At 52.6% G+C, this 16650-nt stretch carries 14 protein-coding genes; 7 read left to right on the top strand and 7 right to left on the bottom strand.

The genetic code is table 11. The annotated features are described in order from the left end of the window. Positions 1 to 131 precede the first annotated feature (131 nt). Positions 132 to 1037, top strand: a complete 906-nt coding sequence (locus AB7C91_RS11720; protein WP_332447259.1) for a dihydrodipicolinate synthase family protein — start codon at positions 132 to 134, stop codon at positions 1035 to 1037. A 242-nt stretch (positions 1038 to 1279) separates the two neighbouring features. Here AB7C91_RS11720 and AB7C91_RS11715 read toward each other — a convergent pair whose 3' ends face one another. Further along, positions 1280 to 2071 (bottom strand): IclR family transcriptional regulator, encoded by a 792-nt coding sequence (locus AB7C91_RS11715; RefSeq protein ID WP_332447258.1) that lies wholly within the window; start codon positions 2069 to 2071, stop codon positions 1280 to 1282. Positions 2072 to 2373: 302 nt separating this feature from the next. Between AB7C91_RS11715 and AB7C91_RS11710 the strand changes: the two genes are divergently transcribed. The 6 genes from AB7C91_RS11710 to AB7C91_RS11685 all read left to right on the top strand — a co-directional run bounded on the left by AB7C91_RS11710 (position 2374) and on the right by AB7C91_RS11685 (position 9667). Continuing rightward, positions 2374 to 3699 (top strand): enolase C-terminal domain-like protein, encoded by a 1326-nt coding sequence (locus tag AB7C91_RS11710; RefSeq protein ID WP_332447257.1) that lies wholly within the window; start codon positions 2374 to 2376, stop codon positions 3697 to 3699. Between the two features lie 9 nt (positions 3700 to 3708). Then, positions 3709 to 4623: an AEC family transporter gene (locus AB7C91_RS11705; RefSeq protein WP_428591662.1), complete on the top strand. Its 915-nt coding sequence runs from the start codon at positions 3709 to 3711 to the stop codon at positions 4621 to 4623. A 468-nt stretch (positions 4624 to 5091) separates the two neighbouring features. Beyond that, a complete protein-coding gene (locus tag AB7C91_RS11700) occupies positions 5092 to 6126 on the top strand; it encodes a hypothetical protein (protein ID WP_332447255.1) in 1035 nt (344 codons plus the stop codon). A 71-nt stretch (positions 6127 to 6197) separates the two neighbouring features. Beyond that, entirely contained in the window at positions 6198 to 6653 is a 456-nt protein-coding gene (locus AB7C91_RS11695; RefSeq protein ID WP_428591659.1) for a tripartite tricarboxylate transporter TctB family protein, read from the top strand. A gap of 15 nt (positions 6654 to 6668) precedes the next feature. Continuing rightward, positions 6669 to 8162, top strand: coding sequence for a tripartite tricarboxylate transporter permease (locus AB7C91_RS11690; protein ID WP_332447253.1), 1494 nt, complete (start codon positions 6669 to 6671; stop codon positions 8160 to 8162). Further along, the gene (locus tag AB7C91_RS11685) at positions 8159 to 9667 is read left to right on the top strand and encodes a UxaA family hydrolase (RefSeq protein WP_332447252.1); all 1509 of its coding nucleotides are present in this window, start codon (positions 8159 to 8161) and stop codon (positions 9665 to 9667) included. The genes AB7C91_RS11690 and AB7C91_RS11685 overlap by 4 nt, the downstream gene beginning before the upstream one ends. A 95-nt stretch (positions 9668 to 9762) precedes the next feature. Here AB7C91_RS11685 and AB7C91_RS11680 read toward each other — a convergent pair whose 3' ends face one another. From AB7C91_RS11680 to AB7C91_RS11655, 6 genes are all read right to left on the bottom strand, one after another. Then, positions 9763 to 11055, bottom strand: coding sequence for a TRAP transporter large permease (locus tag AB7C91_RS11680; protein WP_332447251.1), 1293 nt, complete (start codon positions 11053 to 11055; stop codon positions 9763 to 9765). A 17-nt stretch (positions 11056 to 11072) separates the two neighbouring features. After that, entirely contained in the window at positions 11073 to 11552 is a 480-nt protein-coding gene (locus tag AB7C91_RS11675; RefSeq protein WP_332447250.1) for a TRAP transporter small permease, read from the bottom strand. A gap of 77 nt (positions 11553 to 11629) precedes the next feature. Beyond that, entirely contained in the window at positions 11630 to 12646 is a 1017-nt protein-coding gene (locus AB7C91_RS11670; RefSeq protein ID WP_332447249.1) for a TRAP transporter substrate-binding protein, read from the bottom strand. An 86-nt stretch (positions 12647 to 12732) separates the two neighbouring features. Then, entirely contained in the window at positions 12733 to 14259 is a 1527-nt protein-coding gene (locus tag AB7C91_RS11665) for a response regulator (protein WP_332447248.1), read from the bottom strand. Next, entirely contained in the window at positions 14259 to 15689 is a 1431-nt protein-coding gene (locus AB7C91_RS11660) for a sensor histidine kinase (RefSeq protein WP_428591652.1), read from the bottom strand. The genes AB7C91_RS11665 and AB7C91_RS11660 overlap by 1 nt, the downstream gene beginning before the upstream one ends. A gap of 307 nt (positions 15690 to 15996) precedes the next feature. After that, positions 15997 to 16635 carry a nucleotidyl transferase AbiEii/AbiGii toxin family protein gene (locus AB7C91_RS11655; protein WP_428591670.1) on the bottom strand — a complete coding sequence of 213 codons (639 nt, stop codon included), beginning with the start codon at positions 16633 to 16635 and terminating at the stop codon, positions 15997 to 15999. Positions 16636 to 16650 lie beyond the last annotated feature (15 nt).

Genomic DNA, 16650 nt, shown 5'->3' with positions numbered 1-16650 from the left:
CCGCTGCCGCTGACGGCGCTGGCGCGGGAGATGATGGAGACGCTGCACGCCGACGGGTTCGGCGGGGACGACCACAGTGCGCTGGCGCGGTACTACGAGAAGGTCAGCGGCACGAGGATCGGGAAGTGAGTATGGATACATCGTTCATCAAGGGGATCATCCCGCCGATCGTGACGCCGGTGACGGAGGGCGAGGGGCTGGACGAGGCCGGGCTGAGAAAGCTGGTGGACTTCGTCGTCGACGGGGGGTGCTCGGGCATCCTTGCCTTCGGGTCCAACGGCGAGTTCTACATGATGGAGGAGGATGAGATGGAGGCTGCGCTCTCGGTCATCCTCGAGCAGGCGGGCGGGCGGGTGCCGGTGTACATGGGCGTGGGGGCGATCCGCACGAGCAAGTGCATCAGGCTCGCACAGATGGGCGTGCGCCTTGGGGTGCAAGGCATCTCGGTGCTGCAGCCGATGTTCATCAGGCCGACGGACGAGGAGCTGGGCGGGCACATCCGTGCGATCGCGGCGAGCGTGCCGCAGACGGCGGTGCTGCTGTACAACAACCCGGGCCGGTGCGGGTACGCGATGAGCCAGGACCTGGTGGAGGAGCTTGCGCACACGGTGCCGAACCTGGTGGGGATGAAGGACTCGAGCGGGGACCTGACGCAGACGATGGAGTTCATAAGGCGCAACGCGGACGTGGGCTTCAGGGTGATGTGCGGCAAGGACACGCTGATCTACGCGGGGCTGTGCGTGGGGGCCGTGGGTGCGGTGTGCTCCACGGCGAACTACGCGCCGAAGCTGGTGTGCTCGATCTACGAGAAGTACGAGGCGGGGGACCTGAGGGGGTCGCTGGAGGCGCAGTGGAAGCTGAACCCGATCCGCCTGGCGATGGACAAGTCGAGCTTCCCGGTGGCGACGAAGGACCTGGCGAACCTGGTGGGGATGGAGGTGGGAAAGCCGTTTCTGCCGAACCTGCCGTCCCCGCCGTCGCAGCGGGACAACCTGAGGCGCAAGCTGCTTGACGGCGGCTTTGCCGTTGTCGACTGATTCATCCTTCCTGTAAAAACCTCTCAAAAAAAAGCCGAGGCTGTCCGAAAGGGCAGCCTTGGTCATTGGGGTAAGCGTGGCTCTTTTCTTTCCTGCAAGGATGCAAGGCGGATGATCTTCATCCTTTCTGGTTGTTGAAGCAGCAGAACGCAAACGGAGATCTGCAAAAGTAGGACTCAGCGAGTTCGCACGTTTGGTACAAAGAAATACGCGTGTACGGAAAGGAGTACAGACGGCCTCTCCTACATCACGGTTGTCGTGGTGAAACCCATCATGTAGGAAATTCGTGAGGCGGTGTCCTTGAGCCGGGGGATGGCCCCCTCTATCTCGTCCACCGACATGTTGGAGACCAATGCGCTCACACTGATACCGGCAATGATCTTTCCATCACGGCCGCGTACCGGAACCGCCGAGCAGTTGTCTCCGTCGATGAATTCATTGCGGTCGCGGGCGACTCCCTCACGCTTGACCTTCGCCAGCTCTTCCTTCAGGGCTTTCGCTTCGGTGATGGTCTTTTCCGTATACTTGTTCAGTCCTTTTTCCTTGATCAGGGTGTCAATATCCTGTTCAGGCAATTCGCAGGTCAGTACCTTTCCCAGCGCGGAGCAGTGGAAGGGGAGCTGGCGACCGGGGGTGAAGTAGGTGCGGGGCGTACTCTGGGTGTCGATGCGGTCGAGCATCAACACCTCTCCATTATAGAACACCGCCATATTGACGTTGGCCTTGGGAAACTGGTTCCACAGCAGTTCCAGGTACGGCATGGTCACCTTGCGGATCTCCTGGGATTGCAACGCACTACGACTGAGCTTGAGTGTTTTCAGCGAGAGAGCATACAAGCCGGTGTAAGGGTCTTTGGTCATGTAGCCGGAGCTTTGCAGGCTTGCCAGAAGGCGGAAAGCCATATTGCTGTTGGTGTCGAGAGCGCTACAGACATCTTGGATGGAAATAGGACCGCTTTGCTCAGACGCAAAGTCCATGATCTGGAAACAACGTGCTACTGCCTTGATGTTGTATTTATCGGTATCGGTCGACATGGGGGCTCCTCGGCGAGCATTTGAAAGAGATGCTCATTTATATAATGTTGTTATAGTATTGCATATCGCGTTGGAAAAAGCAAAGAAAAAGATGGGGATGATTTTTTATTTCTCATAGTATAGAGAGATACTTTATCATAGAAAAGGATACCTTTTTCGTGTTTTTTGGCAATCATTCAAATACCTTTATAAAAAGTATAATACTCATTATAAATAATATAATATAAATTGACAATCAAAGAAAACCGTTATAGCCTTGAGAGGAAGTACTACGTATATATCCCTATGCAGGAGGATTCCCTATGATACCGTACATCCAGAAGATGGAAGTCTATCCCGTAGCGGGCAAGGACAGTATGCTGCTGAATCTCAGCGGTGCCCACGCCCCCTATTTTACCCGGAATATCGTCATCTTGACTGACAGTCAAGGCAACACCGGTGTCGGCGAAGTTCCCGGCGGACAGAAGATCACCAACGCCTTGGATCAGATGAAGAGCCTCGTCGAAGGGTCGAAACTCAGTGAATACAAGCAGACGCTGCTGAAGGTCAAGACGGCGTTGGGCCATGATGAGCACGATGTACGGGGGCTGCAGACCTTCGACCTGCGGACCGGCATCCATGTGATGACGGCCATCGAGGCACCCCTCCTGGATTTGATGGGGCAGTATCTCGAAGTGCCGGTCGCTTCCCTGCTCGGCGATGGTATGGTCAGGGACCGGGTGAAGGTACTGGGTTACCTTTTCTTCATCGGTGACCGCAAGAAGACCAACCTGCCCTACTATGCCGACCAACAGAATTCCATCGACTGGTACCGTGTCCGGCATGAAGAGGCCTTGGATGCGGAGCATGTGGTGGAACTGGCCCGCGCAAGTCAGGACCTGTATGGATTCAAGGACTTCAAGCTCAAAGGCGGGGTATTGGAAGGAAAGGCGGAGATCGAGGTGATCAAGGCCTTGAAGAAAGCCTATCCCGATGCCCGGATGACCCTTGACCCCAATGGGGGATGGTCCCTGAAGGAAGCCATTTCCCTTTGCAAGGACATGCACGGTATTCTCACCTATTGTGAGGATCCCTGTGGGGCGGAGAAGGGGTACAGTGGACGCGAAGTGCTGAGCGAGTTCCGTCGCGCAACCGGGCTTCCCACCGCAACCAATATGATCGCCACCGATTGGCGTGAATTCGGCCATTCCCTGCAGTTGCAGAGTGTCGACATTCCGCTTGCCGACTGCCACTTCTGGACGATGAACGGTGCGGTCAGGGTCGGTCAGCTCTGTGATGAGTTCGGGCTTACCTGGGGTTCGCACTCCAACAACCACTTCGACATCTCCTTGGCCATGATCGCCCATGTAGGCGCTGCCGTTCCGGGCAATCCGACGGCCATCGACACCCATTGGATCTGGCAGGAGGGTATCGAGCGGCTTACCGTCAATCCTCCCAAGATCGAGGACGGGCATATCGCCATCTCCGACAAGCCGGGTCTGGGCATCGAGGTCGACCGTCAGCAGATCCTCAAGGCCAACAAGGTATATGAGGAGAATTGCCTGGGGGCTCGCGATGACTCGATCGGGATGCAGTTCCTGATTCCCGGTTGGAAGTTCGATCCGAAGCGTCCTGCCCTGGTCCGCTAGGGGATTTGTATGGATTTGGTCAGCCTTTGGAATCTGCAGGGACAGCTTTTCGCCTTGCTTGCGGTGGGAGCACTGCTGCGTAAGGTAGGGCTGTTCAACGAGACGACCAAAGGGATGCTCACCGACTTGGTGCTCTATGTCACCTTGCCGTGCAGTATCGTTCTCTCCTTCCGGATGGATCTTGATGGGTCCTTGTTTGTCGCCCTTTCCGTAATTTTCTTTGTATCGATGGCAATCCAGGTGGTTTGCTTTTTGCTTTCCCGCTTCTCATTTCGCAAGACTGAGACGGGGAAGCAGAGTGTACTCCGCTATGGGTTGCTGGTGTCCAATGCCGGGTTCATGGGGCTCCCGATAGCAGGCGAGCTTTTCGGTTCTTCCGGCCTCATGTATGCCTCCATCTATCTGATTCCCCAGCGGGTGGTCATGTGGACCGCCGGGCTTTCCATCTTCAGTCCAGCTGGTGCAAACCGAAAGGAAGCGGCGAGGAAGGTCATCCTCCATCCGTGCATGATCGCCGTCTACATCGGGTTGTTTTTGATGATCACCCAGCTTCGCCTGCCTTCTTTTGTGACCATGACCCTCTCTTCGTTGGGGGGAAGCACCACCGCCTTGTCGATGATGCTCATCGGGTCCCTGTTCGCCGAGATGCATAAGGATCAATTGCGATTGGACGGACGTCTACTCATATTCTCCTTGCTCCGGTTGGTCCTGATTCCCCTCATTTCCCTGGTCGGTTGCCGCTTCTTCGGCATCGATCGGGTGGTGACCGGGGTGGCGGTCATTCTTGCTGCGATGCCCGGAGGCTCCTCGACGGTGATCCTGGCTTCCAAGTATGGCAGGGATACCTCCTATGCTTCGAAGCTGGTTATTGTCAGTACGATGCTTTCCCTGATTTCCATCCCGTTCTGGGGTATGGTCCTCTGATTTGTTTTAACTCTTGAAAAATCAAATAAAATTATAGGGATTTGTCTTTTTTTGGTACGGAATTTGTGAACTCTGTATGAGAAAGTTGGCTTGACTGGGATTGGATGAATGAGAATATAGTTGATAACTATATATTAAATAAATATATATTCGCATAGGTCAAACAATATGCCAGCTATACGAAAAAATGATGATTTGGTAGATTAATTTCATCTATTAATTGATAAATCATGAAATTCATTATAAAAAATCAAAAGATTTTTGAAAAAATGTAATTTTTCGTTGACAGATGCAAAAACCGAGCGTACGCTACATATACCGAAGTGTGCCTGTATTCTGGATGCAGGGCGTTCGGCATGACGGCCAAGCTTGTTGGCTGCGGTCGTGACCATCAGGATATGTACCTGCCTGCAGGTTGCATGTATATCGGCACCCCTTGGGTGTATAGATTCAGAAGGAGAACAGTATATGAAGAAACTGTTGATTCTCTCTCTTTCCCTCTTGCTTGTTGGAAGCATGGTGTTTGCAAACGGTACTGCCGAAACAGCTGCTGCTCCCACGTTCAAGGGTCAGAATGTTCGTGTTGTGATCGGATCCACCTCAACCAGTGGTGACTCCTATTTGATCGCCGAGACGGTCAGCCGCTACCTCGGCAAGGCTTTGGGCGCAAACCTGAAGGTCGATGCTGTCGGTGCTGCAAAAGCCCTGGACGCCATGCAGACCTCCAAACCCGATGGAAGCACCATCATGATGTTCCACGACATGACGTATCTTGGCATCTCCTTCGGAGCCTATGACAAGATGTACAGCCTCGAGAACATGACCGTCGGTCCCCGCATTGCCCAGAACCCCGGTTCTGCATGGGGCGCCAAGGCTGATGCTCCCTACAAGGATCTTGCTGATGTTCCCAATTACCTGAAAGCCAATCCGAATGCCATCGTCCGCATGGCTTGTGAAGCTGGTGGTGTATCCCAGGTTGCATTCGCTGTCTACTACCAGTGGGTCGTCGACACCTTCGGACAGGACATCGCCAATCGGGTGAAGGTCGTGATCGGTGGTTCCACCGGTGACAAGCTGCAGATGCTCTGGGACGGCAACGCCGACATCATCTTTGCCGACTACACCAGCTTGCTGCAGTACACCCAGACCGATGACAAGAAACTCGCCATGAAGTATGTCGGCCTGCTCGACAACATCGACGGAGTGAGTGCCACCAGCTATGCTGACCAGGGCATCACCCTCAATGGCAAGGAATTCCGTTTCTCCAAGGATTTCCTCATCTACCTGCCGAAGAATTTCCCCGCAGCTCTCGTTTCTGAGTTGGATGCCGCTATGAAGCAGGTCAATGCCGATCCTGGTTTGATTGCAGACCTTGGAAAGATGACCTACCGCCCGGGCAAGTACCTGACTTCCGCCCAGAGCAAGGATTTCATCTATGCCAAGCGCGACAGCCTGCAGGGCTTGATCGACAAGGCTCCTTCCTTGGATGATCTGGTTCTGTAACATTCCGAATTGTATCGTGGTAAGATGGCTGCAGGCTCTCGGGTCTGCAGCCACCCTATGAGGAGAAACCTATGCTACATGTAAATTACAAACCATCCACCTCCCATTGGCTCTTCCCTCCCATCATCATGGGAATTCTGGCGTTTTTGGCTGTGGTGATGTTGATTCAGCGTGCACTCAAGTGCAAGAAGCAGGGCAAGCCCTTCTTCAATTTCAAGAATTACCATTTTCTGGTGGCCAACTGGGATAAGGTACGCCTTCCGGGCACCTTGCTGCTGCTGGTGCTGTATTTCCCGTCCATGGATTTGCTTGGGTTTCTTCCTGCCTCAATCATCTTTATTTTTCTGTTCAATGTATTGTTTGTCGGTGTCGCCCAGCTCGCTTCGATTCCTGTGGCGTTCAAGACCAAGAAATTTTGGTCGAATCCTGATTTCAGGTCGTTGCTGATCTCCCTGATCATATCGGTCGTTTCCTCGACCCTTATTTGGTTTTTGTTCGGCAAAGTCTTCAAGATTACGCTGCCCTAAGGAAGGAGAGACGCAATGGAAGTATTCAGTTTTGGAATTATGCAGATTTTCATGGCTTTCGCCGGTGTGGTGATCGGCATCATCTTTGGTGCCCTTCCCGGTATGACCGCCACCATGGCCATTGCCATTTTCCTCCCGCTTACCTATGCCTATGATTTGACGACCAGCTTGTTTTTGCTGCTCGGGCTGTATGTCGGCGGTATTTCAGGCGGCTTGATCCCTGCCATCCTGATCAATATCCCCGGGACCCCTTCCTCCATCTGTACCGGGTTCGATGGATATCCGATGGCCAAACGGGGCGAAGGGCTTCGTGCGCTTCGCGTCGGGATTACGGCCAGTCTGATCGGAGGGATGATCAGTCTTTTGTGCTTGTGGTTCTTCACCCCCCCGCTTGCCCGAGTCGCCATCAACTTCTCTGCGATTGAGAAATTTCTGATCATCGTATTTGCTTTGACCATCATTGCCGCCTTGAGCAAGGGTGCTATGATCAAGGGGATTTTTGCAGGATTTTTGGGTGTTTTGATCGCTTTGATCGGCCAATTCGCCGACAACAACAAAATGCGTATGGTCCCCGGGCTCTTCAAGGTCGACCTTCGCATGGGATTCCAGTTGCTGCCGGTCTTGATCGGACTGTTCGCCTTGGTGCAGATCTTCCAGGAAGCGGAGACCGGCATGAAGGAAGAACATCAAAAGATGGATCTGAACCATGAGACCCGAACCTTCTCCTTCAAGGATTTCAAGGGGCAGATATTCAATCTTTTCCGCTCGGGCATCATCGGTACCTTCGTCGGCGTTTTGCCCGGTGTAGGGGGGTCCGCCGCTTCCCTGCTGTCATATTCCCAGGCAAAGAGCATGAGCAAACATCCGGAGAAATTCGGAACCGGTATTGTTGACGGCTTGGTGGCCAGTGAAGGGGCGAACAACGGTCTTACCGGTGGCGCCTTGATTCCGTTGCTTTCCCTGGGTATTCCCGGCGACAGCACCACCGCCGTATTGATCGGGGCGTTCATGCTCCAGGGAATCCAGGTGGGGCCGTTGTTCATCACCAACAATCCTGAATTGTGGAAGACCATCCTGGTTGCCTTGGGGATTTCCAACATCCTGATGTTCGTCACCATGTTCTATCCGATCAAGCATATCGTAAAGGTCATCAACTTTCCCAAGACAAGAATCTATCCGGTGATCATCCTGCTTTGTACGGTAGGCAGCTATGCCACCCAGAACGGCAATATGTTTGATGTCTGGGCCATGCTTTTCTTCGGATTGGTCGGATTCGTGTTGGCCAAGTTCGGATTCTCCATACCGTCGTTCCTCATCGGGTTCATTCTCGGCAGGGATTTGGAGAAATACTTCGTCGATTCGGTGAAGGGAGCCGGAGGGGACCTCTCCGTATTCTTCTCCCGTCCGATCGGCAATGTCATCTGGATTTTGATTCTCGTCTCTCTGGTCTATGCCTTCTATGATGAATGGAAGAGCAAGAAAAAGAATCGACAAGGGAAAAAGGCATGAAGGCACGTTTGATCCAAATAGATCCAAGGGATACCGTGGCCATCGTCACCGAGGCGGGGAAGCAGGGTGAGCTGATCGACGGTCTGACCCTTCTTTCCGATATTCCCCAAGGGCACAAGGTGGCACTCACGGATATGCACACCGGTGATGCCGTGGTTCGGTATGGGGTTGTCCTGGGGTATCTGCTTGGGGATGTGAAGCGGGGCATGTGGATCAATGAGACGTCACTTGAGCTTCCGTTGCAGCCTTCCCTGCAGTCGCTGAGTTACAGCAAACCGGACCCTGTGGTTCTGCCGGTTCCCAAGCGTACCACCTTTGAAGGGTTTGCCAATCCCGATGGCGGATATGCGGGAACCCGCAATTACCTTGCCATCACGACGACGGTACAGTGTGTCAGTGGTGTGGTGGACCAGTTGGTGAAGCGTATCAACGCCGAGTTGCTTCCCAAATACCCCAATGTCGACGGGGTGGTTGCGATCAACCATGCCTACGGTTGTGGGGTGGCAATCAACGCCCCCGATGCCGTGATTCCCATCCGTTCGATCAAGAATACCATCAAGAATCCCAATTTCGGCGGTCAGATCATGGTTGTGGGTCTTGGGTGCGAGAAACTGACGGTGGACAAGCTGCTCAGTGAGGAAGAGAACACCAAGGAGAACGTCATCATCCTGCAGGAGTATCCTGGCTTTGAGGCGATGATGTCCGCTTTGTTGGAGATGGCTGAGAAAAAGTTGGCGATGCTCAACGCACGGCACAGGACTTCCTTGCCGCTCAGCAAGCTGTGCATCGGGATGCAGTGCGGCGGCAGCGATGCGTTCAGCGGCATTACCGCCAACCCGAGTGCCGGCTATGCCAGCGACCTGTTGGTGAGCGGCGGCTCTACGGTGATGTTCAGCGAAGTGACTGAGGTCCGTGACGGGGTGCATCTGCTTGCGAAGCGGTGTGAAACCGAAGCGGCCGTCCAGAAATTGATTGGTGAGATCGGTTGGTATGACGAGTACCTTGCAAAGGGGAGTGTTGACCGAAGCGCCAACCCGACCCCGGGCAACAAGAAGGGCGGACTTTCCAACATTGTGGAAAAAGCGATGGGTTCGATCGTCAAGAGCGGTCATGCGAATATTTGCGAGGTGCTTGGCCCCGGAGAGCTTCCGACCAAACACGGCTTGATCTTCGCAGCAACCCCGGCAAGCGACATTGTATGCGGTCCTTCCCAACTTGCCAGCGGTATTACTCTCCAGGTGTTCATGACCGGGCGGGGAACGCCGTATGGACTTGCTGCAGCCCCGGTGATCAAAGTATCCTCCCGCAACGCCATGAAAGCGATGTGGCAGGATTTGATTGATGTGGATGCAGGCTCCGTCGCCACCGGTGAGGAAACCGTGGAGCAGGTGGGCGAACGTTTGTTCAATCTGATTCTTGATGTGGCAAGCGGTGCCAAGCCGTTTGCCGAGCAGTACGGTCTGAACAATTTCCTGTGCTACTTCAACCCGGCCCCGATTACATAAGAAATTCTGCAATCGGTATATCGTAAGAGAGAGAAGAAGCTGCCATCCCAAAAGGACGGCAGCTTCTTTCCTATCATCGTAGTGTTTGTCGAAGACTACATCATCAAGGATGGAAGCGTCATGGTGATTTGTGGGATGAAGGTGATCAATAAAAGGGTGACGACCATCACGGCATAGATGGGCAGCATGCTCTTTGCCAGCTTCTCGATTTTCAAACCCGAGATGGCTGAACCGATAAAGAGTGTGGTTCCTACCGGAGGGGTCAGTACCCCGATGCCCAGGTTGAGGATCATCATGGCGCCATAGTGTACCGGATCCATACCGACCTGCATCGCGATGGGAAGCAGGATAGGGGTGGTGATCGTGATGATCGCAGCCATATCCATCAGCATGCCGAACACGAGCAGGATGAGGTTGATGATCAACAGAACGGCAAACCGGTTGTGCGTCAGCCCGAGGATTCCCCCGGCGACCATCTCGGGGACCTTCAGGTAGGCGAGCAGCCAGCCGAAGGCTGCTGAGGTGCCGATGATGATCATGACCATTGCCACGGTTCTCAGCGACCGTCCGAGGATGGTCCAGAATTCTTTGAGCGGAATTTCCTTATAAATGAAGAATGTCACAAAGAACGCCCAGAGTACCGAAAGCCCAGCTGCCTCCGTCGCCGTGAAGAAGCCACTGACCACACCAACGACAACGATCAACACAGTGATGAGCCCGAATACCGCTTCCTTGAATGCATTCCAGGCTTTCCTGAGGTTGAATCGGTCGCCTTTCGGGTAGTTGCGTTTCTTACTGACAACCAGACTGTAGATGATCAAGGCGATGCCGAGCAGCATGCCCGGAACGAAACCTGCGAGAAACAAGGCTCCGACTGATACACTTCCCGCCACCATGGCAAAGATGACCATATTGTGGCTTGGGGGGATGAGCATGCCCTGTACCGAGCTGGAACAGGTGATGCCGGTGGAAAATTCGTTGTCATACCCTTGTTGGTTCATCATCGGGATGAGGATCGGCCCCAAGGACGCCGTATCGGCGGCTGAGGAACCGGAGATGCCTCCGAAGAACATCGATGCGACGATGTTTACGATGGCCAGGCCTCCGCGCATCCAACCCACCAACGCATCGGCAAGTTTGACCAATCGGCTGGCTATGCCGCCGCTGGACATCAGGTCCCCGGCGATGATGAAGAAGGGAACCGCCATCAACGAGAATGCGTTGATGCCCCGAACCATATTCTGGGCAACGATTTCAACCGGCATACCCAGATAGATGACCGTAAGGATGGATGATATCCCCAAGGAATAGGCGATGGGGAACCGAAGGAAAATAAAGACCAGAAAACTGCCGATGAGCAGAATGGTCGCCGTTGTCAAGTTAACCATATTCCAGTACCCCTCACTTATTCGATTGTTGCATCTTTGTGCGTCAGAAGCAGGTAGATCTTCTCAAGCAACACGAGGATCATACCCACCGAGGAGACCGGCACCGCAGCATAGAGATAGCTGGACTTGATCTGCAAGGCACTCATGACGTTCCTGCTGGTCAGTTCCATCAATTTGAAGCCATAGAACACCATCATGACGGCAAAGAACATGAGAAAGAGATAGGATAGCAAGTCCAAAGCACGAATAACCTTTTTGGGAAGCCATTGGTCAAACGCGGTTACCGCGATATGTCCGTCATTTTTCAGCAGCAGCATTGAGCCAAGCATCGATACCCAGACCAACGCAAACAACGTCAGTTCCTCGCCCCAAGCTGGAGTTTTGCTGAAGACTTGTCTCCCAATGACCACGATGGATACCGCAATAACTTGGACGATCATGAGGAGCTTGCAGACCACTTCTACAGAGTGAAAGAATAGTTCCAGGAATTTTTTCATGATGTTCCCCTTGTGAACCGAACGAAACGTCCGAGGACCATACGGCCCCGGACGTTCTCCTTGCACAGAGCAAGTCGTTATTTGACGGCTTTGACTTTGTTGATTGTCTCGATATAGGCGCTGCCATGCTTTGCATAGACAGGAGCCATGCAGTCAGACCACTTCTCGGGATCGGAGAGGGTGGTAATCTGAACACCGGCCTTGCGCAGATTGTCATAGGCCTTCTGGTCCGCGGCTTCAATCGCTTTGCGGTTGAATTCCTCGGTCAACTGTCCTGCTTTTACCAGGATCTGCTGGTCTTCGCTGCTCAAGCGATTCCATACGATCTCGCTCATCAGGACGACGGACGGGGAATAGGTGTGGCCGTCGAGCACATAGTAGGGAGCCACTTCGTAGAACTTGTTGGAGAAGTAGCTGGCCGGCGGGTTCTCAGCACCATCGACCACTCCGGTCTGCAGTGCAGTGTACAGTTCGGCATAGTCGATCGGGGTCGGGTTGGCACCCAATGCCGATACGGTGTCGAGCATCAACTGGCTGTTCTGGACACGGATCTTCAGGTTCTTCAGGTCGGCAAGCTTGGTTACCGGAGCATCGGTGGTGAAGAAGTTGCGCGCCCCTTCGTCCATATAGAACAGACCGACCATCCGGGAACCGGAAGCCTGGATGTCTGCAAGGATTTCCTTGCCCAGATCACCTGAACATACCGACCAGAAATGATCGCGGTCACGGAAAATGTAGGGGAGGGCAAGCGCGGTCACCTGCATTTTTCCGAAGTCGCTCATCGAGGAAGCGTTTCCACGGTAGAGGTCGACGGCGCCCATCTGCATGGCCTGGTAGACCTCGTTGTCGTCACCGAGCTGACCGGAAGGATAAATCTCAATCTTGATTCTTCCATTGCTCATTTCGGAAACCTGCTGGGCGAAGTACTGGGCGGAATCGAGCAATACGTGCCCCAGCGGATTCACATCACCATAGCGCAATACGATCTGAGGCTTGCTGCCTCCGTTTGAAGCAGATTCTTCCTTCCCACCCTGGGCAAACAGCATGCTTCCTGCAACCAAGAGAGCCATAAGCATAAGCAACACTTTTTTCATATGTGTCCTCCACAAATTTTTACGTAGTCTACGCTCCCTTTTTGCAGAGGGAAATGGATTTTCCTGTCACGATTTGTAAAAATTTGTCATGAATTGGAACGAGAAATCGTATGCATGGCAACGAATTCACGCGGGCTCATCTTTGCGAATTTTTTGAAGCTCTTGCTGAAATAATACGGATCGTCGATACCGACCTGCTTGCCGACTTCGGCGATGCTCAAATTGGTGGTTTCCAAAAGCTTCACCGCTTCCTGCATGCGGGTTTCCAGCAGAAAGGCATTGAACGAGGTGCCGGTCACTTGTTTGAAGCACTTGCTCAGATGACTGTAACTGACCTCAAGTTCATCAGCGATATCCTGCAACGTGATCTTGTTCCTGCATCCTTTGGTAATGATCCGGATGGCATTACGGACCAGATGGACATTGTGGTAGGAACCCCCTTCCCCCAAATCCTTGGCAATGCTTTGGGCAATGTCCAGCAGGAACGGAAGTGCGGCTTCTCCCTTGGAACGTTGGGAGAGCTTCTCATATGCTTGCAAGAAATACTGGTTATGTTCCTCTTCCGTCCGCCCCAAAATTTCCCCCACCGACCGGGTGAACAGGTAGAGAAGATAGGTAAGCGTATCCATCTGGGCATCATGGTCCAGGTATTCGGCGAGCAACTGGGCGAATTCGTGCTGCTTTCGCGTAAGCAGCGCGTGGGTCATCCGTTTTTCCAGGGCATGGCGTTCACCTTGCTCCGTAAGATGGGCCTGGTAGTGTTGTACCAAGGAAGGCGGCGCAAATTGCAGGAGGAAGGAGGATGCCTCAGTGTAGAGGGAAAGCAGGGAGTGTTCATCACTTGCAAATGAACTGACTGCGCAGAATACGCTGTTGCCTTCCTCGTCCTGGAAAAAGGTCCGGGAACGCTGGATGCTCGATTCGAGGTCCTGGAAATCCCGCACACGGTCGCCGAACAGAAAAAGGATGATCTCCTCCTTTCTGAACAACAGCAGGGCATGCAGCTCCCGTTTGCAGAATATCCCTTTCAACACAGAGGTCAATTGCGCGTTGTTCTGGTTGTTCGGGCAGGGATACAAAATGACGGCTTTGCATGCTTGCAGCCGGGCTCGCTGATGGGTGAGTAGTTGGTCGAGACTGTGCCACATTTCCTGGTCAAACAGGATTTTGCTGAGCAGAAACCGGGTTTGCAGCAATGATCGTTCCACTTGGTCGGTATCGACTTCCTTGGAAGGGAGGACGAAGTGCTTGTCAAGTTTGGAAAGGATAGCTTGGATGGTTTGCTGCAGTTCCGCATCATCGTAGGGCTTGAGCAGGTAGTCGATGACGCCGAGTTGCAGTGCCTTGCGCACATAGGCGAAATCTGCATAGCTGGTGATGAACAGGATGGCTACCTCGCTGTTTCTTCGTTTGAGGTGTTCGGCGACCTCCAGTCCGGTGAGCTTGGGCATCTGGATGTCCAGCAGGTAGAGATCGGCCATGGACTCTTGGGAGAGTTCCAGCACTTCGCGCCCATCCCTTGCTTCCCCGACCAAGGTGAAGTCATGGGCGAAGTAGGTGGTGAGAAATCGGGAAAGGTATGCACGTTCGACATGATTGTCGTCTGCCAGCATCAGGGTGTAGATAGCGCCACCTCCTTGTACAATCGCAGGTGCACCCGCGTTCCGTTGCCCGGTTCGCTTTCCAGGGCCATGACCTGCTCGCGTTGGTACAGCAACATCAGCCGTTGATGGACTGAAGAAAGCCCTACATGGCCTTCTCGCTCCAACAAAGCCTGGTTCAGCTCATCATCATCCATGCCTTTGCCGTTGTCAGAGACGGTGACTGCGAAATAGTCTTGTTTTTCCTCCACCTGGATTTCGATCAAGCCCCCTTCACGGACATCCTTGAGGCCGTGGAGCACAGCATTCTCGACGATGGGTTGGATCACCAAGGGCGGGACATACACGATTGTCGAGCCATAGGCGCGTCTGATATCCAGGATGATGGAAATTCTCTGGCCGAGGAGCATTTGTTGGATGAAGATGTAGGAACGCAGCAGCTCTAGTTCCTCATCCAGACTGATGGTCATGGTGTTCCTCAGGCTGTTGCGTAGTAAAAGGGATGTTTCCTTGACCAGGCGGATGCTGGTCTGTTTGTCATCAGACTGGATATGGCGGATGATCATGCTCAGGGTGTTGAACAGGAAGTGCGGGTTGATTTGCAGCTGCAATTCCTTGAACCGGCTTTCTGCCAACAGCCTTTTCTGTTGTTCGTGCTCGATCTTCTGTTGGGAGAACGCCTCGATTTGTTCGATCAAGGTATGGATCTCGTGTTTCATCGTATTGGTGGTTACGATGAATTCGTTGATATCCGTGTAGACGGTCGTACCGATGTCCTCCACGGAAAAGTTCCGCTTGCTGATTTCCTGCATGACATGGCTTGCTTCCTTCATTTTCTGTCTGCTTCTGCGTACCATCAATTCCAGGCCAATGGCAAGGATGAACAAAAACCCGATTTTCAGGACATTTGCCGCAGTTTTGAAGGTATTGAATTGGTGGAGCACTTGAGAATTGCGTTTGTTGATCTGGTCCAGATAGGCGGAAAGCAAGTCATTGAGAAACCCATTGACGTAGTTTCCCATGAGGGTGATCCATTCATAATCCTTGGAGAGGGAACCGGTGGGTGACTGCAGATTGACATAGGCGTCGATCAAGGTGTTGCGTTCCTCAAGCATCTGGGTTGAGATGCGGTAGTAGAGAATGGTTTGTTCGCTTTCCTTGAAGGCTTGGGAAAGGCCGGAGAGCAAGGTTGTGACTTCCTGGTATTTCTGCGTGTAGTCGGTATAGAAGATTTTGTTCTTATTGCGGTTGAAGAGTCTGAATGCGGTACTGCTTTGGTTGTATGCTACGATTGCCTGGTTGATCGTCTCGTAATTCTTCAACAATTCCCCATTCCGACGAAACGCATTGTAGTCGAAATAGGAATCGACGAGGGATGATCCGAGAAACAGGACGGCTATGACCACATACAGGGTCACCACTTCAGTTCTGAGGTTACGCAAGCAAGCTCCTTTGAGGCATATCAGGCTCAGAGTATAAAGAGTTTTCAGCCAACCCTCAATATAGTCTCAATTAACCTGTTTTTCACACCTTCTGCATGCTTTCTTCATATCCGGATGGTTGAATAAGGCCAACAAACCGAGAGACCGGGATAGGACCCAGAGGATCTTTCGGAACGGGAAGTTTGGATTCTGAGAAAGCCTGCCTGACAACAGGGCAGGGGAGCGAAGAGAGCAATCCTTCGTCCTGTCTCATAGGTTGCCGGCCAGGTTCCAGGATCACTTCCCAAAGTCTTATTTGTGAGAGGTGTCAAACAGAAGATGCCTGTCTCTCTGCATTGTTGCTGTTCGGTATTCGCTTGAATCGTGTATTCAATAAAACAATCCGTTCAACCAAGGTCTCATAATCCAGGGATGCACCATAGAGAATGTTTTCTCTCATCGAAAGATAATCCCTTTTCCAATCATTGGAAATGAGTGGAGGAGGAACAAAATCAATATATTCTGGAGCGAGGGTGGTATAGTCAAAGTCTTTCAAACCGATGAACTTTTTCCTATGGGCGATAATAGCATCATAAAGGTTTCTGTCTTGTAATGCATTCTCGGCAATTGGAGTGTCCATCATTTTCTCAAGGTCATAGAGATGGCGACTCATTCTATTTATCCGTATTTCAGGTGTCGGTTTATGAAATTCTTCATGAAGCAAAAAGGCTTTCTCGAGGAAAGTCCTTTCAGCAGGGACAATTCTTACAGGGAAAGGGGCCGTGGAGAAGCTTCTATCCGGGAAAATTTCTGTGATGAACGATTGGATATTGCACTCAGCATAGGGATCTGAAATGCTTCGTGCACCGGCTTCAATGATTACTCTTGGTTTTATGTAGCTACTCGGGTTCTCTTCAAAGACTGAATCATAGGTGACATATATCTTCTCTGGATCAGTGGTTGTGATAGGAGTTTCTTCAAC

The organism is Sphaerochaeta sp. (genome assembly GCF_050256055.1).
In the GTDB taxonomy this organism is placed as follows: domain Bacteria; phylum Spirochaetota; class Spirochaetia; order Sphaerochaetales; family Sphaerochaetaceae; genus Sphaerochaeta.
This window is presented reverse-complemented; position numbering and strand designations above follow the sequence as displayed.